21 protein-coding genes are annotated in these 18,993 nt (G+C 67.9%); 15 read left to right on the top strand and 6 right to left on the bottom strand.

All coding sequences use genetic code 11. The features are described from left to right. Window positions 1-21: 21 nt before the first annotated feature. Window positions 22-531, bottom strand: a complete 510-nt coding sequence (locus tag JF542_RS01350; protein ID WP_207074666.1) for a tetratricopeptide repeat protein — start codon at window positions 529-531, stop codon at window positions 22-24. Between the two features lie 123 nt (window positions 532-654). Here JF542_RS01350 and JF542_RS01345 point away from each other — a divergent pair, with 123 nt between their 5' ends. From JF542_RS01345 to JF542_RS01330, 4 genes are read left to right on the top strand one after another with little or no spacing between them, the layout of a single operon-like run. Then, entirely contained in the window at window positions 655-945 is a 291-nt protein-coding gene (locus JF542_RS01345) for an SCP2 sterol-binding domain-containing protein (protein ID WP_207074442.1), read from the top strand. 1 nt (window position 946) lies between these two features. Then, window positions 947-1,918, top strand: a complete 972-nt coding sequence (locus tag JF542_RS01340; protein ID WP_207074441.1) for an alpha/beta fold hydrolase — start codon at window positions 947-949, stop codon at window positions 1,916-1,918. Window positions 1,919-1,955: 37 nt separating this feature from the next. Beyond that, complete coding sequence (locus tag JF542_RS01335) at window positions 1,956-2,975, top strand: ligase-associated DNA damage response exonuclease (protein WP_207074440.1); 1,020 nt, start codon at window positions 1,956-1,958, stop codon at window positions 2,973-2,975. Then, window positions 2,972-4,564, top strand: a complete 1,593-nt coding sequence (locus tag JF542_RS01330) for an ATP-dependent DNA ligase (RefSeq protein ID WP_207074439.1) — start codon at window positions 2,972-2,974, stop codon at window positions 4,562-4,564. Before JF542_RS01335 ends, JF542_RS01330 begins: the two co-directional genes overlap by 4 nt. Before the next feature lie 88 nt (window positions 4,565-4,652). Here the strand turns inward: JF542_RS01330 and JF542_RS01325 are convergent, their stop codons facing one another. Further along, entirely contained in the window at window positions 4,653-5,642 is a 990-nt protein-coding gene (locus JF542_RS01325; protein ID WP_207074438.1) for a hypothetical protein, read from the bottom strand. A gap of 458 nt (window positions 5,643-6,100) precedes the next feature. On the opposite strand from JF542_RS01325, the gene JF542_RS01320 reads away from it, so the two are divergent. Beyond that, window positions 6,101-7,927 carry a M3 family oligoendopeptidase gene (locus JF542_RS01320; protein ID WP_207074437.1) on the top strand — a complete coding sequence of 609 codons (1,827 nt, stop codon included), beginning with the start codon at window positions 6,101-6,103 and terminating at the stop codon, window positions 7,925-7,927. 99 nt (window positions 7,928-8,026) lie between these two features. Further along, the gene (locus JF542_RS24360) at window positions 8,027-8,272 is read left to right on the top strand and encodes a hypothetical protein (protein ID WP_340689126.1); all 246 of its coding nucleotides are present in this window, start codon (window positions 8,027-8,029) and stop codon (window positions 8,270-8,272) included. A 288-nt stretch (window positions 8,273-8,560) separates the two neighbouring features. Here JF542_RS24360 and JF542_RS01310 read toward each other — a convergent pair whose 3' ends face one another. Continuing rightward, window positions 8,561-8,830 carry a DksA/TraR family C4-type zinc finger protein gene (locus JF542_RS01310; protein ID WP_007792410.1) on the bottom strand — a complete coding sequence of 90 codons (270 nt, stop codon included), beginning with the start codon at window positions 8,828-8,830 and terminating at the stop codon, window positions 8,561-8,563. Window positions 8,831-8,937: 107 nt separating this feature from the next. Here JF542_RS01310 and JF542_RS01305 point away from each other — a divergent pair, with 107 nt between their 5' ends. After that, a complete protein-coding gene (locus JF542_RS01305) occupies window positions 8,938-9,453 on the top strand; it encodes a glutathione peroxidase (protein ID WP_007792413.1) in 516 nt (171 codons plus the stop codon). Window positions 9,454-9,457: 4 nt separating this feature from the next. Here the strand turns inward: JF542_RS01305 and JF542_RS01300 are convergent, their stop codons facing one another. Together JF542_RS01300 and JF542_RS01295 are read right to left on the bottom strand one after the other, a co-directional pair. Beyond that, a complete protein-coding gene (locus tag JF542_RS01300; protein WP_007792416.1) occupies window positions 9,458-9,703 on the bottom strand; it encodes an HP1242/YdcH family protein in 246 nt (81 codons plus the stop codon). Between the two features lie 139 nt (window positions 9,704-9,842). After that, window positions 9,843-10,511 (bottom strand): thermonuclease family protein, encoded by a 669-nt coding sequence (locus JF542_RS01295; RefSeq protein ID WP_207074436.1) that lies wholly within the window; start codon window positions 10,509-10,511, stop codon window positions 9,843-9,845. Between the two features lie 172 nt (window positions 10,512-10,683). Between JF542_RS01295 and JF542_RS01290 the strand changes: the two genes are divergently transcribed. From JF542_RS01290 to JF542_RS01265, 6 genes are all read left to right on the top strand, one after another. Beyond that, window positions 10,684-11,361, top strand: a complete 678-nt coding sequence (locus JF542_RS01290) for an SURF1 family cytochrome oxidase biogenesis protein (RefSeq protein WP_207074435.1) — start codon at window positions 10,684-10,686, stop codon at window positions 11,359-11,361. After that, window positions 11,361-12,752 (top strand): threonine synthase, encoded by a 1,392-nt coding sequence (gene thrC / locus JF542_RS01285; protein WP_007792421.1) that lies wholly within the window; start codon window positions 11,361-11,363, stop codon window positions 12,750-12,752. Before JF542_RS01290 ends, thrC begins: the two co-directional genes overlap by 1 nt. Next, window positions 12,749-14,011 (top strand): insulinase family protein, encoded by a 1,263-nt coding sequence (locus JF542_RS01280; RefSeq protein WP_207074434.1) that lies wholly within the window; start codon window positions 12,749-12,751, stop codon window positions 14,009-14,011. Before thrC ends, JF542_RS01280 begins: the two co-directional genes overlap by 4 nt. Beyond that, the gene (locus JF542_RS01275; RefSeq protein ID WP_007792425.1) at window positions 14,011-14,595 is read left to right on the top strand and encodes a GNAT family N-acetyltransferase; all 585 of its coding nucleotides are present in this window, start codon (window positions 14,011-14,013) and stop codon (window positions 14,593-14,595) included. Before JF542_RS01280 ends, JF542_RS01275 begins: the two co-directional genes overlap by 1 nt. Window positions 14,596-14,726: 131 nt before the next feature. Beyond that, entirely contained in the window at window positions 14,727-15,554 is an 828-nt protein-coding gene (locus tag JF542_RS01270; RefSeq protein ID WP_207074433.1) for an MBL fold metallo-hydrolase, read from the top strand. A gap of 118 nt (window positions 15,555-15,672) precedes the next feature. Continuing rightward, window positions 15,673-17,088 (top strand): FAD-binding oxidoreductase, encoded by a 1,416-nt coding sequence (locus JF542_RS01265; RefSeq protein WP_207074432.1) that lies wholly within the window; start codon window positions 15,673-15,675, stop codon window positions 17,086-17,088. Window positions 17,089-17,149: 61 nt separating this feature from the next. Here the strand turns inward: JF542_RS01265 and JF542_RS01260 are convergent, their stop codons facing one another. Then, a complete protein-coding gene (locus tag JF542_RS01260; RefSeq protein ID WP_207074431.1) occupies window positions 17,150-17,974 on the bottom strand; it encodes a lytic transglycosylase domain-containing protein in 825 nt (274 codons plus the stop codon). Window positions 17,975-18,330: 356 nt separating this feature from the next. Between JF542_RS01260 and JF542_RS01255 the strand changes: the two genes are divergently transcribed. Both JF542_RS01255 and JF542_RS01250 read left to right on the top strand, forming a co-directional pair. Continuing rightward, complete coding sequence (locus JF542_RS01255) at window positions 18,331-18,516, top strand: Flp family type IVb pilin (RefSeq protein ID WP_007792436.1); 186 nt, start codon at window positions 18,331-18,333, stop codon at window positions 18,514-18,516. 108 nt (window positions 18,517-18,624) lie between these two features. Continuing rightward, window positions 18,625-18,816, top strand: a complete 192-nt coding sequence (locus tag JF542_RS01250) for a hypothetical protein (RefSeq protein WP_207074430.1) — start codon at window positions 18,625-18,627, stop codon at window positions 18,814-18,816. Window positions 18,817-18,993: the final 177 nt, after the last annotated feature.

Below are 18,993 nucleotides of genomic sequence, written 5' to 3'. Positions count from 1 at the left end.
CCTGTTCCTTCCCTCAGAGGTTCAGATCTCGATGCCCTGGACCTGGCCCGCAAGCCGCTCCAGCGCGTCGGTGACCTCGTCGTCAAACGGTCTGAGTTCCAGTACCCGCGTGTAGGCGTCATATGCAAGCGACTCGTTTCCAAGCTGCTCGTGGATCGCGGCAACGCCGCGCAAAGCACCGAAATGCTGAGGGTTTTCCGCAAGCACATGCTCGAGCGCATCCATCGCAGGGCCGAACATCTCGGCCTGGTAGTAGGCCAGCGCAAGCGCGTGCCAGCCTTCGGCGAATTGCGGGGCATGATCGGTGAGCGCGGTCAGGTGCTCGATGGCGGATGCGGTCTCGTTGACCTCGAGCGCGTCGCGCCCGCGCTTCAGGAGCAGGTCCATCGCCGCCGAGCCGGATTTCGACCACTCGAGATAGATCGCCTTCTCGATGCGGTCGGCCTCGGCGGCGTTTTCCGCCGCGCCAAGCTCTTCCAGCAGATCTCCCGATGCCGCCTGCGCGAGTGCCGCGACGGGTAGGGAAAACATGACTGTGACGGAAAGTGCCGCCACGATACGTTTGCTCTTGCGTAGGCCCATGCTCATAGATTCCGAGTGTAACCCGAAGATGCTGGATTGCCAGCACAGGTTTTCGTGAAGGAAGGGATCAGAATGAGCGAAGTCATCACCGCAGCGGTCGACGCGCTGAACAAGAAGCTGGACGGCGAGGGATTCGACGGCACCGCCAAGTTCGTCATCGAGGACGAAGGCAGCATCATCATCGACGAGGCCGGGGCCCGGGCCGGTGACGACGACGCCGATGTGACGCTCTCCGCCGATACCGAGACCTTCCAGCAAATTCTCGAGGGCGACCTCAACCCGACCACGGCCTTCATGTCGGGCAAGCTCGCAATCGACGGGGACATGGGCGCTGCGATGCGCCTCGGAGGAGTTCTGTCCTGACATGATGCTCGACGCGCCCTTTCATGCCGAACTGGCCGAGGGTCCCGCAGGGGCCCGCGCCTATTGGCAGAAGACCGAAGACGACCTGCGCATCCGGCTGGCCCATTACCCGGGCCCCGAGTCGGCGCGGGGCACCGTGCTGCTGTTCCCCGGCCGCACGGAATATGTCGAGAAATACGGGCGCGTCGCCAGCGAGTTCGCCGATCTGGGCTACCACACGCTGACCATCGACTGGCGCGGACAGGGGCTTGCCGACCGCATGCACCGCGACCCCCGCGCCGGTCACGTCAACCTGTTCCAGGATTACCAGTTCGACGTCACCGCCATGCTCGAGGCCGCAGAAGAGCTGGGCCTGCCCCGGCCCTTCTACCTCCTGGGGCATTCCATGGGCGGCTGCATCGGCCTGCGCGCCCTGATCGAGGGGCTGCCGGTCACCGCCGCCGCCTTCACCGGGCCGATGTGGGGCATCCGCATGGCGGCCGCCCTGCGCCCCGCCGCCTGGGCGCTGGGATGGGGCAGCAGCCAGATGGGTATCGGCCATGTCTATGCGCCCTCCACCGGGCCCGAGAGCTACGTCGCCACGGTGGCGTTCGAGAACAACCTGCTGACACGCGACCGCGACGGCTGGGATTACATGCAGCGCCAGGTGCACGACATGCCCGAACTGCAGCTCGGCGGTCCGTCGCTGCGCTGGCTGCACCAGGCGCTCAACGAATGCCTGACCCTGGCCCGCCTGCCCGCGCCGAAGATGCCCGCCATCGCCTTTGTCGGCAGCGACGAGCGCATCGTCGATGTGCCGCGCATCGCCGCGCGCATGGCGGCATGGCCCGGCGGCCAGCTCGAGACCATCGCCGGCGGCCGCCACGAGGTGCTGATGGAAGACCCCGTCACCCGCGGCCGGATCCTCACCCGCATGGTCGATGTCTTCGCCAGCGCGGGCGAGCACGGCAGTTCGGCCAGCCGCTCGGCCTGATCTGGCCCGCGGCCTGCGCCGCGCTACCCTCTGGCGCATGACAGAGCCGGTCCTCACCTTCACCGAACGGGGCATCTACTGCCCGGCGGGCGATTTCCACATCGACCCGTGGCGCCCAGTGGCGCGCGCCTTGATCACGCATGGTCATTCCGATCACGCCCGCCCCGGTCACGGCGCCTACCTCTCGACCGAGGCCGCCGCGCCGGTGATCCGGCATCGGCTGGGCGAGATCACCCTCGACACCATCCGATTCGGCGAGCGCCGCCAGATCGGCCGCGCCACGGTCAGCTTTCACCCGGCGGGCCACATCCCCGGCTCGGCGCAGATCCGCGTCGAGGTGGGGGGCGAGGTCTGGGTGGTGTCGGGCGACTACAAGCTCGCCGCGGACGGGCTCTGCGAGAGGTTCGAGCCGGTGCGCTGCCACGCCTTCATCACCGAATGCACCTTCGGCCTGCCGGTCTTCACCTGGCGCCCGCAGCACGAGATTGCCGCCGAGATCAACGACTGGTGGGCCCGGACCGCCGCCGAGGGCCGGCACTGCCTGCTCGGCGCCTACTCGCTCGGCAAGGCGCAGCGCCTGCTGGCGCTGCTCGACCCCGAGATCGGCCCGATCCTCACCCATGGCGCGGTGGAAAACACCAACGCGGTGCTGCGCGCGCAGGGCTATGCGCTGCCCGACACCCACCACGTGACGCCCGATCTGGACGTGAAGGCGCATCCCGGGGCGCTGGTCATCGCACCGCCCTCGGCGCTCGGCAGCACATGGGCGCGGCGCTTCGGGCGCGCCTCGACGGGCATGGCCTCTGGCTGGATGCGGATGCGCGGGGTGCGGCGGCGGCGCGGCGCCGACCGGGGCTTCGTGCTCTCCGATCATGCCGACTGGCCCGAGCTGCACGAGGCCATCCGGCAGACCGGCGCCGAGCGCATCTTCGCCACCCATGGTTACACCGAGATCTTTGCTCGCTGGCTCAACACCCAGGGCTATCAGGCCGAGGTGGTGCCGACCGAGTTCGGCGGCGAGGACGACGCGGCCGAGGGCACGGAGGATGCCGCATGAAGGCCTTTGCCGCGCTGTTCACCGCCGTCGACCAGAGCACCAAGACCACGGTCAAGACCGCCGCGCTGGCGGAGTATTTCCGCACCGCGCCCGACGAGGACCGGCTCTGGACCATCGCGCTGTTCTCGGGCCGCCGCCCGAAGCGCGCTGTCACCACCACGCAGCTGCGCGAATGGGCCGCCGAGCGCGCCGGCCTGCCGCTCTGGCTGCTGGAAGAAAGCTATCCCATCGTCGGCGACCTCGCCGAAACCATCGCCCTGCTTTTGCCGCCCGCCACGCGGGAGGCGGATCACAGCCTGGCAAGCTGGCTCGAGGCGCTGGCGGACATGCCCAAGCGCGACCTCGAGGCGCGCAAGGCCTTCATCCTCGACGCTTGGGACCAGCTCGACGAGACTGGGCGCTTCCTGTTCAACAAGCTGATCACCGGCGGCTTCCGCATCGGGGTGAGCCGCAAGCTGATGACCCGCGCGCTGGCCCAGGCCACCGGGCAGGACGAGGCGGCGCTGGCGCTGCGGCTGATGGGCGACTGGACGCCGCAGAGCACCAGCTGGCACGCGCTCGTCGAATCCCCCGACCCGGAGGAAAACGAGAGCCGCCCATATCCGTTCTACCTCGCCTACCAGCTCGACGATGGGCCAGAGGGCCTCGGGCCGCCGGAGGACTGGCTGGCGGAATGGAAATGGGACGGCATCCGCGGGCAGCTCATCCTGCGCGGCGGATCGCACCACGTCTGGTCGCGCGGCGAGGAGCTGATGACCGACCGCTTCCCCGAGCTTGCCCGGGCGGCGGATTTCATCGCGCCGGGCCACGTGTTCGACGGCGAGATCGTGGCGTGGGACGGCACCCAGCCCCTGCCCTTCAACACGTTGCAACAGCGCATCGGGCGCAAGACGGTGCCAAAGAAGCTGCTCAAGGAGGCCCCGGTCATCCTGCTGGCCTACGACCTGCTCGAAGCGGACGGGCAGGATCTGCGTGACACGCCCCTGGCCCAGCGCCGCGCCACGCTCGACGCGCTGCTCTCGGACCTGCCGCCAGATGCGCCGATCCGCCCCTCGCCGCGCCTTGGCTTCGACACATGGGAAGGGCTGGCCAAGACCCGCGCCACCGCCCGCGAGCGCCGCGCCGAGGGGCTGATGCTGAAGCGGCTCGGCGCCCCATACCTTGCGGGGCGCAAAAAGGGCGACTGGTGGAAATGGAAGCTCGACCCGCTCAGCGTCGACGCGGTGATGATCTATGCCCAGCAGGGCCACGGGCGGCGCGCCAACCTGTTCACCGATTTCACCTTCGCGGCATGGAACGGCAACGATCTGGTGCCCTTCACCAAGGCCTATTCCGGCCTGACGGATGCGGAGTTCAACAAGATCACGGCCTGGGTGCGCCGCAACACGCTGCAGCGCTTTGGCCCGGTGCGGCAGGTCAAGCCCGAGCTGGTCTTCGAGATCGCCTTCGAGGGCATCCAGCCGAGCCCGCGCCACAAGTCGGGCCTGGCCCTGCGGTTTCCACGCATGGCGCGCTGGCGCCACGACAAGCCGGTGCAGGAGGCGAACACGCTGGCCGACCTGCAGGCGCTTCTGGCGGCCTACGGGTAAGCCGAGCCAGAACCGCCCCAGACCGTGCGGAATGGCCGCGAACCTCCCACGGCCATCCCCCGTTGCACCGGTTTGAGGGCCTGCGCCCTCAGCCGCAGGAGGCCTCCAGCCCGACCATGCCGTTGCCGACGCCGGTCACGGTGACCGTGCAGGCGCCTTCGCCGGTCTCGACCTCGACGCTCTCTCCTGCGTTGACCAATTGGGTCTGCACACCGTTGACCGCGATGCGCGCTGCCGAGCCGTCATCCGCGAGGCCTGAGACGAAGACCCGCAGCTTACCGTCGGCAAGCGACGCCACCTCGCCGGCGCGATGGCCATCCTCGGGGGCCGCCGGTGCAGCCGCGGCCTCGCTTTCACCGCCCTCTTCAGAGCCGCCCGATGCCGCCGCGCCGCAGTCCGAGCCCAGCGTCGCCTTGCCGTCGTCCAGCCCCATCACCGCCACGGTGCAGGAACTGTCGCCCAGAGCGACCCGCGTGGTCCCGCCGGAGCCCAGCGCCGTCGCCTCGCCATTGACCATCAGCCGCACCGAGCCGCCCGCCGGGTCCACCCGCGAAACGAAGGCCCGCACCTGTCCGTCGGCGAACTGTGCCGTCTCGCCCACACCGAGAGGATCGGTCACGGTCATGCCCTCGGCGCTGGCACCCTCACCGCCTCCGGCAGCCCGTGCGGCGACCGCCGCCGCCGCCATCTGCGCCGCCTCCTGCATGCCGCCCGACAGCTCCGAGAGCGCGCCCTGCACTGCCTCGGCCTGAGTTCTTGTGCGCGCCGACAGGTCCTCGAGCCGGGTCTGCATCTCGGATTTCATCGCATCGAGCCGCTCACCCAGCGCTGCGGTGATATCCTCGCCGCCATCGTCCTCGGACATCGCCGCCTCGAGCGCGGCGATGCGCTCGGACAACCCGTCGAGGGCTGCCTGCTGGCTCGAGGCGGCCTGGCTCGCGGCCTCCTGTGCCGGCCCCATGGCACGGCCCACAGCATCGGTGATCTTGCTGCCGTTGATGGCGCTGCCGGCGGCGACGCCGCCGAGAAAGCCGAGCACGATCCCCACCGCGCCGTAAATGATTGGTTTCTGTGACATACGTAAATTCCCTCCCATGCTCTGAAATGCAGGTTCGCCCCCTCCAAGGTGCACCCGTCTTCGACCTTAGACCAATACAGGCCGCAATCTACGGATTTCCGACCGCCGGTGGCGATACATAAGTCGCAATGTCTTCAAGAATTGCGAACGGCGGGCCTCGAACCGTCTGCTGTGCCGCCCGAGGCGAGACACCCAGCCAGGCAGCACGCTACGCCAGGGTCCGCTGCGCCGATCCCGCCTCCGACCTCAGCCGCTTCAGAATGTCCGCAGGGGCACCGTCCACGCCGGAGGCACCTCGGATCACCGGCAGCCTCGTTGGCGGCGTGACCGACGGGCTCGCACTCCACTCCGGTCTCCGCAGCCGGATCTGCCCCCCCCGGCACGCTTTCCCGCCGGCGACCATTGCCATCGCCCCACCCGCGCCCCTATGTCAGAGGGAAACTTCTGATGAGGACTCCATGACGAACGCCATTTCCCATCCCCGCCCCGTCTTCGACGCCAACGCTTCCGGGGGCCGCGACCTCGGCAAGCTGCCGGAATGGGACCTGAGCGATCTCTACGAAGGGCAGGACGCGCCCGAGCTGAAGCGCGATCTCGACTGGCTGGAAGATGCCTGCGCCCGCTTCGCGCAGGATTTCGAAGGCAAGATCGCCGGGCTCGATGCCGCGGGTTTCCTCGAGATGGTCCAGCGCCACGAGAAGATCGAGGCCGTCGGCGGCCGGCTGATGTCCTTCGCCGGGCTGCGCTACTACCAGAACACCATGGACAGCGAGCGCGCCAAGTTCCTCTCCGACCTGCAGGAGAAGGTGACGATCTACACCACGCCGCTGGTGTTCTTCTCGCTCGAGCTCAACACCGTCGAGGATGACGCCTATACCGCGCTCTTCGAGGCCAATGACGAGCTTGCGCGCTACAAACCCGCCTTCGACCGCATCCGCGCCATGAAGCCCTACCAGCTCTCCGACGAGCTCGAGCGCTTCCTGCACGACATGGGCGTGGTGGGCGACGCGTGGATGAAGCTCTTCGACGAGACCATCGCCGGGCTGACCTTCACCATCGACGGCGAAGATATGTCGATCGAGGCGGCGCTCAACTTCCTCACTGAGCAGGACCGCTCCAAGCGCGAGGCCGCCGCCCGCGAGCTGGCCCGCGTCTTCGGCGAGAACATCCGCACCTTCGCCCGCGTGCACAATACGCAGGCCAAGGAGAAGGAGGTCATGGACCGCTGGCGCGGCATGCCTTCGGCGCAGATGGGCCGCCACCTGAGCAACGATGTCGAGCCCGAGGTGGTCGAGGCGCTGCGTGACGCGGTGGTCGCCGCCTATCCGCGCCTGTCGCACCGCTACTACGAGCTCAAGCGCAAGTGGCTGGGTCTCGAGACCATGCAGGTCTGGGACCGCAACGCGCCGCTGCCGATGGAGAGCACCCGCATCGTCGGCTGGGACGAAGCGCGCGACACCGTCATGCAGGCCTATGCCGGGTTCGACCCGCGCATGGCCGAGATCGCCGCGCCGTTCTTCGACAAGGGTTGGATCGATGCCGGCGTGAAGCCCGGCAAGGCGCCGGGCGCCTTCGCCCACCCCACGGTGACGGATGTGCACCCCTACGTGATGCTGAATTACCTCGGCAAACCGCGCGACGTGATGACCCTGGCGCACGAGCTCGGCCACGGCGTGCACCAGGTGCTGGCCGCGGGCCAGGGCGAGATGCTGGCCTCGACGCCGCTCACGCTGGCCGAGACCGCCTCGGTCTTCGGCGAGATGCTGACCTTCCGCGCCATGCTCGACAAGGCCACCGACCCGAAAGAGCGCAAGGTGCTGCTTGCCGGCAAGGTCGAGGACATGATCAACACCGTGGTGCGGCAGATCGCGTTTTACGATTTCGAGTGCAAGCTGCACGAAGCACGCCGCGGCGGCGAGCTGACACCGGACGACATCAACGCGCTGTGGATGTCGGTGCAGGCCGAGAGCCTCGGGCCGTGCTTCGAGTTCATGGAAGGCTACGAGAGCTTCTGGGCCTATATCCCCCACTTCGTGCATTCGCCCTTCTACGTCTACGCCTATGCCTTCGGCGACGGGCTGGTGAACGCGCTCTACGCAGTCTACCAGGAGGATCCCGCGGGCTTCGAAGACAAGTATTTCGACATGCTCAAGGCGGGCGGCTCGAAGCACCACAAGGCGCTGCTGGCGCCCTTCGGCCTCGACGCGTCCGATCCCAGGTTCTGGGACAAGGGCCTGTCGATGATCGAGGGGTTCATCGACGAGCTGGAGGCGATGGAGGGCTGAACGCCCGCACGGCCGCCGATGCAAACACCGCAGCCCCGACGCCAGAGACGCTCGCTCAAGGGCCGGACACGCCGCTTCCAGGTGCATGTCCGGCGCCGCGTGCCACCCGGACTACGGCTGGTGTTGGGGCTGCTGCTGATCATCGGCGGCATCCTCGGCTTCCTGCCGATCCTGGGCTTCTGGATGATCCCGCTGGGCTTCGCGGTGGCGATGCTCGACCTGGTTCCGCTCTACCGCGCCGGTCTGCGCCGCGCCGGGCTGGACACGCCCACCGACACCGATCAACGTCAGCCAACGGATACAGATCCGCCGCCCCAAACCGACTCCGATCATGACCCCCGGTGAGTCTCCGGCGGGTCAAGGATGGCCGCAGGCCACCGCGCCTGCGCGGCGCCGTAGGCGTCCTTGAGGCGACGGCGACTCGCCTCATGGTTGCGATGGCGCTCTGAGGGCAGACCTGCCCCTCAGACGCCTCTCGGCAGACAACCGGGCAGCCCCATGCGCGCCACACCGACATGGTCACCAAAACACAGCCACCCGTGCCAATCCGAGCCCGCGGCCCACAGGGCCGGGGGCGAGACGACCTGCGCGGGCGCCCAGCGCCCGCTCCTTCAGGTTACGCCCACCGCGAGATCACTTGAGCTGGGAATCCTTCGAGCCGCGCCGGTTGATGCCGCCGCGCGCCCGCTGAGCGCCGTCGCGCTCCTGCTGGCAATCGATGCAAAGCTTCACCCCCGGCAGCGCCAGCCGGCGCTTCTCGGGAATCTCCTCGCCGCACTCGGCACATTCGCTCAGGCTCTCGCCCACCGGCGCGCGCCGCGCCCGCATGCGCTCCAGCTCTTCCGAGATCGACGCCTCGATCTGTTCGCTCACCGCCCCGTCGCGGCTCCAGCCTCCGGCCATGGCACTCTCCTCTTTCGACAAAAAAGATAGGCCCGTCCGGGGCCTCTGACCAGACCCGTTGACTTTGTCGGCACCGCTCTATCTTCCCTGCTCAAAGGAGTGCCCGCATGTTCCGCGTTCTCGCCACCCTCACCGCCCTCATCCTCGCCCTGCCCGCGCTGGCCGCGCAGGCCTTCAGCTTTGGCAGCATAGATGGCGGCGATCTCAACCTCGAGAGCTATCGCGGACAGCCGGTGCTGGTGGTCAACACCGCATCGCGCTGCGGCTTCACCCCGCAATACGATGGCCTGCAAGAGCTCTACGACACCTACCGCGACCGCGGTCTGGTCGTGCTCGCGGTGCCGTCGAACGACTTTCGGCAGGAACTCGGCAGCGAGGCCGAGGTCAAGGATTTCTGCGAGCTGAATTTCGACCTCGACCTGCCGATGACCACCATCACTCACGTGACAGGCTCGCAGGCGCATCCGTTCTACCGCTGGTTGGCGGATCAGGGGTTTTCACCGTCCTGGAATTTCAACAAGGCGCTGATTGCCCCCGACGGCAGTTTCGTCGAGGGCTGGGGCGCGACCACGCGCCCCATGTCGGCGGCGATCACCTCGCAGGTGGAAACGCTGCTCGAGTGACCGCTCAGGCGGTCTCTCGGGTCAGCAGCGCATAGAGCTCATCCTTGAGTAGCGCGCGCTGCTTGCGCAGGTCGTTCTCTGCCAGGGTGTCCATCGGCTGCAGAGAGGTCTCGACCCGGTGCACCTCGCGATTGATGTCGTGGTAGCGCTCCGCCAGATGCGCAAAGCGCTTGTCGGAGGCTTTCAGCTCCGAGATCCGCTCGGCATAGTCGGGAAAGTCGCGGGCGAGGTCGTGCGGGACGTGGGACATGCTCTGTCTCCTCCTTCTTCGGGTCGTCGGCCCGCCCGGGACCGTGGTGGGACCGGCGCGGGAGGACAGGCTGACATGGCGGCGGACGCACCGGCCTTGACCCGGATCAAACCGCCCGGATTTTCCCGCGTCCGTCGCCCTAGCGCTTGGCGCGGCGCCAGCCGGCGGCGCGGGCCTCGGCCTCGGAGCAGAACCAGCGCTCGCCCTTGCCGGTGCTGATCCGCGTGGCGCCATAATGCTCCTGTCCCGGCACGTGGTAGATCCGTTCGCCCTTGCGCGAGATGTTGCCCTTGATCGCGCAGCCCTGCGGCGCGCCGGCGCTGTTGGCCACCTCTCGGCCCTTGCGGGCATCGGCCCGGAACGCCGCCGGCGCCTGCACGCCGGTGCTGTGCAGCCCCATCTCGCGCACGGCAGCACGCTTCTCGTCGAGATCGTAGGCCATCGAATAGCGGCGGTAGGCGAAGGCCAGCCCGTCACGCACCATCTCGCGCCCGATGTCGCGACCGCCGATCTCGCAGCGCGCCACCGCACGGCCGTAGCGGTCGGTGTCGAGGGTCTCGCAGCGGGCCTGCCGGCCCTCGTAGCGCGTCCTCACCTCCTGCGACACCCAGGCCCCGCAGGACCACATCGGCGCGCCCTCACCGCCACACATCTGCTTGACCTCGGGCGCGTCGATGCCGTGCAGCCGCACCCGCGTGCCGCCCACGTCGAGCGTATCGCCGTCGACCACATGCACCCGGCCCGAAGGTTCGGCCATCGCCGAAGCCCCGGCCAGAACTATGATAAAGCTGAAAAATATCTGTCTCATCGCGCCGACCTAGCGGGCGATTCAGGCGAAACTCGGGCAACGACCTCACACTCCCGAGAGACCGCGGCGGCACAGGCCGAGCACCGCTGCAAGCGCCCCCGGCATCCCGGCTTGCACCCCCCTGCCCCGGCACGATAAAGCAGGCGACACTGCAATCCGCTTCGGAGCCCGCGTGACCCGCTACCTCGCCCCCCTGCTCTTCGGCCTGATCGGTGCCGGCATTCTTGTCGGTCTCGGCCTGTGGCAGTTGCAGCGGCTGGACTGGAAACTGGGTGTTCTGGCCGATATCGAGGCTCGCATCGCCGCCGATCCCGAGCCGCTGCCGGTGATGGTCTCGCCCACCGAGCAGCGCTACCAGCCGGTGTCGCTGAGCGGCGAGATCCTGCCGGGAGAGGCCCGCGTGCTGGTCAGCCGCAAGATGATCGGCGCCGGCTATCGCATCGTCTCGCCCTACCGCACCGACGAAGGCCGGCTGATCCTGCTCGACCGCGGCTTCACCACCGACGACAACAAGGATGCCACGCGCACCACGGGCCCGGCCGAGGTGCGGGGCAACCTGCACTGGCCCGACGACCGCAATTCCTCGACCCCCGAGAACGATGTCGCCGGCAATATCTGGTTCGCCCGCGACATCGGTCAGATGGCCGAAGCGTTGCAGACCGAGCCGCTTCTCGTCATCGCCCGGGAGATTTCGCCCGGCGACCCGCAAATCGAGCCGCTGCCGGTGGACACCAGCGGCATTCCCAACGATCACCTGCAATATGCCCTGACATGGTTCTCGCTCGCCGTGGTGTGGCTGTTCATGACCGCCTATTACATCGTGCGGCTGAGAAAGACCGGAGAGACCTGATGCGCTACATCTCGACCCGCGGACAGGCGCCCGCCCTGAGTTTCGAAGAAGCCATGCTGTCGGGCCTCGCCCGCGATGGCGGGCTCTACGTGCCCGAGACCATCCCGACCATGTCTCCGGATGACATCCGCGCGTTGCATGGTCTGAGCTACGAGGAGACCGCCTTCCGCGTCATGCGGCCCTTCGTCGGCGACGGCTTCACCGACGAGACCTTCGGCGACCTGATCTCCAAGGCCTACGCGGGCTTCGGCCACAACGCCCGTGCGCCGATGGTGCAGTTGGCGCCGGGGCATTTCCTGCTCGAGCTGTTCCACGGGCCGACGCTGGCCTTCAAGGACTTCGCGATGCAGCTCATCGGGCAGCTCTTCGAGGAGGCGCTGACCCGCCGCGGCGAGCGCGTCACCATCGTGGGCGCCACCTCGGGCGACACCGGTTCGGCCGCCATCGAGGCCTTCAAGGGGCTCGACGCGGTCGACGTGTTCATCCTGTTCCCGCATGGCCGCGTCTCCGAGGTCCAGCGCCGCCAGATGACCACGCCGACCGAGGCCAATGTGCACGCCCTTGCGCTCGACGGGCACTTCGACGACTGCCAGGCCAAGCTCAAGGACATGTTCAACGATTTCGCCTTCCGCGACGAGGTGCGGCTGGCGGGCGTGAACTCGATCAACTGGGCACGGGTGCTGGCGCAGGTGGTCTACTACTTCTCCGCCGCCGTCTCGCTCGGCGCGCCCGACCGCAAGGTGAGCTTCACCGTCCCCACCGGCAATTTCGGCGACATTTTCGCCGGCTACATCGCCAAGCGCATGGGCCTGCCGATCGACCGGCTGGTGGTCGCGACCAACCAGAACGACATCCTGCACCGCTGCCTGTCCTCGGGCGACTACAAGACCTCCGAAGTCTTCCCGTCGATCTCGCCCTCGATGGACATCCAGGTCAGCTCGAACTTCGAGCGCGCGCTGTTCGATGCCTATGGCCGCGATGGCAGCGCCGTGGCGCAGCTGATGGACGAGCTGAAATCCGGCGGCGGCTTCCATGTCAGCCAGGGCGCGCTGCAGGGCCTGCGCGAGCATTTCGAAAGCGGCCGCGCCTCCGAGGACGAGACGCTGGCGACGATCCGGAAGGCGCATGACAGCATGGGCGAGCTGCTCTGCCCGCACTCCGCCATCGGCGTGAAGGTGGCCGACGAGCACCGCGACCCGGCGACGCCGATGGTCACGCTGGCCACCGCCCACCCGGCGAAATTCCCCGACGCCGTCGAGCAGGCCAGCGGCCTTCGTCCGCCCCTGCCCGAGCGGATGGCCGATCTCTTCGACCGGCCCGAGCGCGTCACCCGCGTGGAAAACGATCTTTCCGCCCTCGAAACCCTGATCCGGGAGCGTATCAACAAGTGACTGTCGAACTGACCACCCTGAAGAACGGCCTGCGCATCGTCAGCGAACGCATGGACGGGCTGCAATCCGCCTCGATCGGCGTCTGGGTCACCGCCGGTGGCCGCAACGAGCGCATCGAGCAGAACGGCGTGGCGCATTTCCTCGAGCACATGGCCTTCAAGGGCACCAAGACCCGCTCGGCGCTGCAGATCGCCGAGGCGATCGAGGATGTGGGCGGCTATATCAACGCCTACACCTCGCGCGAGGTCACGGCCTACTATGCCCGCGTGCTCGAGAACGACACCAAGCTGGCGCTCGACGTGATCGCCGACATCCTGCGCAACCCGGTCTTCGACGAGCGCGAGATCGAGACCGAGCGCCATGTCATCCTGCAGGAGATCGGCCAGGCGCTCGACACGCCCGACGACGTGATCTTCGACTGGCTGCAGGAGCGCGCCTACCAGAAGCAGCCGCTGGGCCGCACCATCCTCGGCGAGGAGGCCAACGTGCGCGGCTTCGGCAAGGGCGATCTCGAGACCTTCGTCGACGAGCATTACGGTCCCGAGCAGCTGATCATCTCGGCCGCGGGTTCGGTCGATCACGAGGCGCTGGTCAGCCAGGCCGAGGCGCTGTTCGGCGACATGGGCTCGCGCAAGGCCGCAGGCCCCGAGACCGCGCGCTTCACCGGTGGCGAGATCCGCCGCGAGAAGCAGCTCGAGCAGGCGCATTTCGCGCTCGCCTTCGAGGGTCCCGGCTATCGTGATCCCGGTTTCTACACCTCGCAGATCTATTCCATCGCGCTTGGCGGCGGCATGTCCTCGCGGCTGTTCCAGGAGATCCGCGAGAAGCGTGGCCTGTGCTACACGATCTTTGCCCAGAGCGGCGCCTACGAGGATACCGGGCTGATGACGGTCTACGCCGGCACCAGCGGCGACGAGCTTCCCGATCTCGCCCATCTCACCATCGACGAGATGAAGCGCGCCGCCGAGGACATGTCCCCGGAAGAGATCGCCCGCGCCCGCGCCCAGATGAAGGCCGGGCTTCTCATGGGGCTGGAAAGCTCGTCGTCGCGGGCCGAGCGCATGGCGCGCATGGTGCAGATCTGGGGCAAGGTGCCGCCGATCGAGGACACGGTCGCCAAGATCGACAACGTCACCACGGGCGACGTGCGGCTCTTCGCCGAGCAGATGGCAGCCTCTGCGCCGGCGGCGCTGGCGCTCTACGGCCCGGTCGGCAAGGCGCCCGACCTTGCCGCGCTGCAGGCACGTCGAGCCGCCTGATGCTCGGGCGGCGGCGCAGGTTCCGGCTCGACACCGAGCGTCTGGTGCTGCGACCGCCGCAGCACGGCGACTTCAACGCCTGGGTCTCGCTGCGCGTCGAGAGCCAGGCCTATCTGACGCCCTGGGAGCCGTCCTGGGCGCAGGATCACCTCACGCGGCGCGCCTTCACCAACCGGGTCTACTGGGCCAACCGCTCGATCGCCGCCGGCACCGCGGTGCCATTGTTCCTGTTTCGCCGCGAGGACGAGCAGCTGCTGGGCGCCATCACCCTCGACAACATCCGCCGCGGGCCGGCGCAATCGGGGGTGTTGGGCTACTGGACCGGTCAGCCCTTCGCCCGCCATGGCTACATGCGCGAGACCATCGCGGCGCTGGTGCACCACGCGTTCGAGCGGCTCGACCTGAGCCGCATCGAGGCGGCCTGCCTGCCCGAGAACGTCGCCTCGCGCGGGCTTCTGGAGCGCTCGGGCTTCAAGTACGAGGGCGTGGCGCAGAGTTACCTTCAGATCAACGGGCGCTGGCGCACCCACGTGCTCTACGCCGCGCTGCGCGGCGACCGGCGCGGCAAGACGCAGGTGGGCTGACCGCGCCCGTCCTGCCCGCGCTTTGGGCGGTCCTGCGTCAGACTGCGGGTGCAGGCTGACCCAACGGAAATGTCAGATGGCAGGGCGGCGTTCCCTGCTAGGCTGGTCTCACGCATCAAGGAGACCCGCCCATGCTGCGCCATGCGCTCGCCCTCGGACTTGCCCTTTTCGCCACCGCCCCGGCCCTGCAGGCCCAGCAGGCCCGCCAGCCCTCGCATTGCATCGCCATTGCCGACGCCGCGCCGGGGCTGCAATACCTTCACAAGGCGGCCTGGACCGACCCTGTACCGGAATACTCGGTGCGCATCCGCTACTTGTCACATGCCAGCTTCCTGATCCAGACCCGCGGCGGGCTCGAGGCGGTCACCGATTACACCGGCTTCATCGGCAACACCGATCTGGTGCCCGACATCGTCACGATGAACCACGCGCATTCCTCGCACTGGACGTCGACCCCCGACCCCGCGATCCCGCATGTGCTGCCCGGCTGGGGCCCGTTCGGCGAGGGCATCGAGCATCACCTCGACCTTGGCGAGATGCTGGTGCGCAACGTCTCGACCGACATCCGCTCAGCCATGGGCGGCACCGAGGAGCGCGGCAACTCGATCTTCGTCTTCGAGGTCGAGGGTCTCTGCATCGGTCATCTCGGCCACCTGCATCACGAGCCCAACGATGCGCAATATGCGGCCCTCGGGCGGCTCGACGTGCTGATGGTGCCGGTGGATGGCGGCTACACCATGGCGCTCGACACGATGATCGACGTGGTCGACCGGGTAAAGAGCTCGATCATCATCCCGATGCACTGGTTCTCGGGCTATTCGCTCAATGCCTTCATCGAGGGGGTCTCGGACCGCTTCCTGATCGACCGCCGCGCGGGCCCGGAGATGGTCGTGAGCCTGCGCGACCTGCCCTCACGCCCGACCGTCGTCGTGCTGCAACCGATGCCTTTGCGGGAGTAGCGGCGCGCCCCTGACCATGGGCCCAAATCTTTCTGCGAAAGATTTGCCCGGCGCCCGACCGGTCCGCCCCTTGGCTTCGCGCGGAAAATCGGCACAGTCGGCGCCGAAAGGACCTTCCATGCCGCTCATGCCCGCCGACGATACCTTCGCCGAGACCCTCGCAGCCCGCCTGCCCGAAAACACCCTGCGCCGCGCCGAGCCGCGCTATCTCGAGGAGCCGCGCGGCCGCTGGCAAGGCAGCTCGCAATGGGTGGCCCTGCCCCGAAGCGCCGAGGAGGCGGCCACCATCGTGCGCGCCTGCAACGAGGCGCGCGTGGGCGTGGTGCCCTATGGCGGCGGCACCGGGCTGGTGGGTGGCCAGGTGGCGCAGGACGGTCCCGCGCCGCTGCTCGTCTCGATGGAGCGCATGGCTGCCGTGCGGGCGCTTTACCCTCGGGAGAACGTGCTGATCGCCGAGGCCGGCGCGGTGCTGGCCGACGTTCAGGCGGCGGCGCTGGCGGAGAACCGGCTTTTCGCCCTGTCGCTGGCCTCGGAGGGCACCGCGCGCATCGGGGGCCTGCTCTCGACCAACGCCGGCGGGGTGAACGTGCTGCGCTACGGCAATGCCCGCGAGCAGGTGCTGGGGCTCGAGGCAGTGCTGCCCGACGGCACGATCTGGCACGGGCTCAAGCGGCTGCGCAAGGACAACACCGGCTACGACCTGCGTCACCTGCTGATGGGCGCCGAGGGCACCTTGGGGCTGATCACCGCTGCTGCCCTCAAGCTCTCGCCGGTGCCCGCCGCCACCGGCACCGCGCTCTTCACCGTCGAGAGCCCCGCCGCGGCGCTCGACCTGCTGGCCATCGCCCGCGACCAGCTTGGCGAGGGCATCAGCGCCTTCGAACTGATCTCGCGGCAGGGGCTGGACTTCCTGACCGAGAAACTGCCCGACGTGCGCCAGCCCTGGCCCCAGCCGCCGGACTGGTGCGTGCTGGTGGAGCTTGGCCTGTCGCGCGGGCTCGACCCCGAGGCCGCGCTCGAGACGCTCTTCGGCACCGCGCTGGAGGCCGGGCTGGTCAGCGACGGGCTGGTGGCCCAGTCCGAGCAGCAGCGCGCCGAGTTCTGGGCCATCCGGGAGCGCATCCCCGAGGGCAACAAGGCGATCGGCGCGATCTCGTCGCATGACATCTCGCTGCCATTGGGGCTGGTGCCGGAGTTCATCGAGCGCGGCGCGCCGCGGCTGGCCGAGGTGGGCGCCTTCCGGATCAACTGCTTCGGACATCTCGGCGACGGCAACCTGCATTACAACGTCTTCCCCCTGCCCGGGCGCAGCAAGGAACAGCACGTCCATCAGCGCGAGGAGATCAAGCGGACGGTGCATGATCTGGTGCATAAGATGGGCGGCTCGGTCAGCGCCGAGCACGGCATCGGGCGGCTCAAGGTCGACGATCTGGAGCGCTACGGCGATCCCGCGAAACTCGCCGCGATGCGGGCGATCAAGGCGGCGCTCGACCCCAACGGCATCATGAACCCCGGCGCCGTGCTGCGGGGCTGAAGACCGCTTTGGAAAGCTGGGGGCCGCCAAAGATTTTTCGTACGAAAAATCTTGTGCCGCGTCAGTTGGCAGAGACCCGGAAGACGCAGCCATCCGAGAGCAGTTCGGGGGGCGTCAGGCACAGACCGCGCGCCACGCTGAACGCTGCCAGCACCTTGGGCACGTAGTCACGGGTCTCGGCATAGGGAGGCACCCCCTCGTGCCTCGGGATCGAGTTCTCGCCGGCATTGTAGCCCGCCAGCACCATGATCGGGTCGCCGTCGAAGGTCTCCATCAGGAAATCGAGGAAGGCCACGCCGCCCTGTATGTTCTGCGCCGGGTTGAGGGAATCCGCGACCCCGAAGCGCGCTGCGGTCGCCGGCATGAGCTGCATCAGCCCCTGCGCGCCGGCCCCGCTCACCGCATCCGCCCGACCGGAGGATTCGACCGCCATCACCGCCAGCGCCAGTGCCGGCGACACACGGGTGCCCACGGTCGCCTTGAGAAGCTCGACACCCCAGGACGACGCCATGCTCTGCAGATCCTGAAGGCGCGGCGCGGCCACGCCGTATCCCTGCGGCGGGGTCGACAGCTTGACCAGCGTGGGTTCGAGCCGCCCCGGGCCACTATCGGCCAGTGCCGGCGAGACCGCATCCCAGAACCAGCCATAGGAGCCCGACCCGCCGGCGCGCCCCGACGGCGCCGCCACGGCCGCCTCCGGGGCCGGCAGCGGCTTGGGCTTCATCGGGGCGGGCGCGATTTGAACGGTGATGCGGCGCTTGGCGCCGGCCTTCGGCGGCGTGACCCGCTTGGCGGAGAATTCCGGAAACGGCGCCGGCTGCTCTGCCGGAACCGCACCTGCGCTCATCAGGGCCACGAGAACGGTGGCTGTCATCATGCGAAACATTGTCGGACCTGCCTCTGGTCTCTGCTCTTTTGTGGCAGTGTCTCATGCCGCGGCCCACCGACCAAGACGGGCGCCGGGATTCGGCGCCGGGCCGTGCCTTTTTCGCCGGCCTGCCCCGCGGCTCCCGCAAAACGGGAAATCGCCGACCACGTATTTCCTTTTGATTTCATTAAGATGAACTTGCCAGATTGTTTCCATCTCCCTCCTGAAAACAAACCAATTGCGCCAAATTCGTGCCCGATTCCGGGGGCTATATACCCTCATACCGCAACGGACGGGGCCGTGAGAGAAACCCCGAGGCACCGGCGCGGTGAGTAAGTAACCTGAGACCAGTACATTATACTTTGGAGAGAGACATGCTGAACTTCATCAAAAACTTCCGCGCAGACGAAGACGGTGCCGTGACGGTTGACTGGGTCGTTCTGACCGCGGCCGTGGTTGCAATGGCGATCGGCGCCTACACCACCATCAAGGACAACTCCGACAACATGATCAGCGCCGCGGGCAACGCGATCGCGTCCGAGCAGGGCAACCTGTTCTAATCACGTCGGAAGATCCGGATTTCTCGCCCACCGGTCGGTCTGACGGCCGGTGGGCGGATCCACCCCAAATTCCTGCTTTGACGAGTTTTTCCCTGCGGAGGGGTCCAGATGATCCAACAGCTCAAGGGTTTTCTGAGCGACGAAACCGGCGCAATCACCGTCGACTGGGTCGTGATCACCGCGTCCGTCGTGGCGATGGCGGCGATCTCGTTCTACCAGATCCGCGACAACAGCGCGAACCTCGAAGCCGCGGCGGGCAATGCCGTCGCCCAGGAACAGACGCGGCTCTTTCCGGACTGATCCCGCGCGGACAGCCCCAGCATCCCAGCCGCTTCGCCCCGAAGCGGCTTTCGTCTTTTTTGCGCCCTTCCTTGACCACCTCCCCGTCAACGCCCGCAAAGCGCTGCGAGGACGGCAAGAATTGGCCACATTCCCCCGGTATCGGTCGGGAGCAGGATCAGAGATCGCCCCGGTCCA

Origin of the sequence: Salipiger bermudensis (assembly GCF_017309175.1) — a bacterium.
Taxonomy (GTDB): domain Bacteria; phylum Pseudomonadota; class Alphaproteobacteria; order Rhodobacterales; family Rhodobacteraceae; genus Salipiger; species Salipiger bermudensis.
Note: the sequence above shows the minus strand (reverse complement) of the source record. Positions and strands in the feature narration are given on the sequence as shown.

What these genes read in the sequence shown, in the direction of transcription:
- JF542_RS01260 (WP_207074431.1), bottom strand. Translation starts at nt 17,974, where the DNA reads ATGTTTCGCATGATGACAGCCACCGTTCTCGTGGCCCTGATGAGCGCA.
- JF542_RS01330 (WP_207074439.1), top strand. Translation starts at nt 2,972, where the DNA reads ATGAAGGCCTTTGCCGCGCTGTTCACCGCCGTCGACCAGAGCACCAAG.
- JF542_RS01250 (WP_207074430.1), top strand. Translation starts at nt 18,625, where the DNA reads ATGATCCAACAGCTCAAGGGTTTTCTGAGCGACGAAACCGGCGCAATC.
- JF542_RS01340 (WP_207074441.1), top strand. Translation starts at nt 947, where the DNA reads ATGATGCTCGACGCGCCCTTTCATGCCGAACTGGCCGAGGGTCCCGCA.
- JF542_RS01275 (WP_007792425.1), top strand. Translation starts at nt 14,011, where the DNA reads ATGCTCGGGCGGCGGCGCAGGTTCCGGCTCGACACCGAGCGTCTGGTG.
- JF542_RS01305 (WP_007792413.1), top strand. Translation starts at nt 8,938, where the DNA reads ATGTTCCGCGTTCTCGCCACCCTCACCGCCCTCATCCTCGCCCTGCCC.
- JF542_RS01335 (WP_207074440.1), top strand. Translation starts at nt 1,956, where the DNA reads ATGACAGAGCCGGTCCTCACCTTCACCGAACGGGGCATCTACTGCCCG.
- JF542_RS01300 (WP_007792416.1), bottom strand. Translation starts at nt 9,703, where the DNA reads ATGTCCCACGTCCCGCACGACCTCGCCCGCGACTTTCCCGACTATGCC.
- JF542_RS01265 (WP_207074432.1), top strand. Translation starts at nt 15,673, where the DNA reads ATGCCGCTCATGCCCGCCGACGATACCTTCGCCGAGACCCTCGCAGCC.
- JF542_RS01255 (WP_007792436.1), top strand. Translation starts at nt 18,331, where the DNA reads ATGCTGAACTTCATCAAAAACTTCCGCGCAGACGAAGACGGTGCCGTG.
- JF542_RS01325 (WP_207074438.1), bottom strand. Translation starts at nt 5,642, where the DNA reads ATGTCACAGAAACCAATCATTTACGGCGCGGTGGGGATCGTGCTCGGC.
- JF542_RS01345 (WP_207074442.1), top strand. Translation starts at nt 655, where the DNA reads ATGAGCGAAGTCATCACCGCAGCGGTCGACGCGCTGAACAAGAAGCTG.
- JF542_RS01350 (WP_207074666.1), bottom strand. Translation starts at nt 531, where the DNA reads ATGTTTTCCCTACCCGTCGCGGCACTCGCGCAGGCGGCATCGGGAGAT.
- JF542_RS01310 (WP_007792410.1), bottom strand. Translation starts at nt 8,830, where the DNA reads ATGGCCGGAGGCTGGAGCCGCGACGGGGCGGTGAGCGAACAGATCGAG.
- thrC (WP_007792421.1), top strand. Translation starts at nt 11,361, where the DNA reads ATGCGCTACATCTCGACCCGCGGACAGGCGCCCGCCCTGAGTTTCGAA.
- JF542_RS01295 (WP_207074436.1), bottom strand. Translation starts at nt 10,511, where the DNA reads ATGAGACAGATATTTTTCAGCTTTATCATAGTTCTGGCCGGGGCTTCG.
- JF542_RS01320 (WP_207074437.1), top strand. Translation starts at nt 6,101, where the DNA reads ATGACGAACGCCATTTCCCATCCCCGCCCCGTCTTCGACGCCAACGCT.
- JF542_RS01270 (WP_207074433.1), top strand. Translation starts at nt 14,727, where the DNA reads ATGCTGCGCCATGCGCTCGCCCTCGGACTTGCCCTTTTCGCCACCGCC.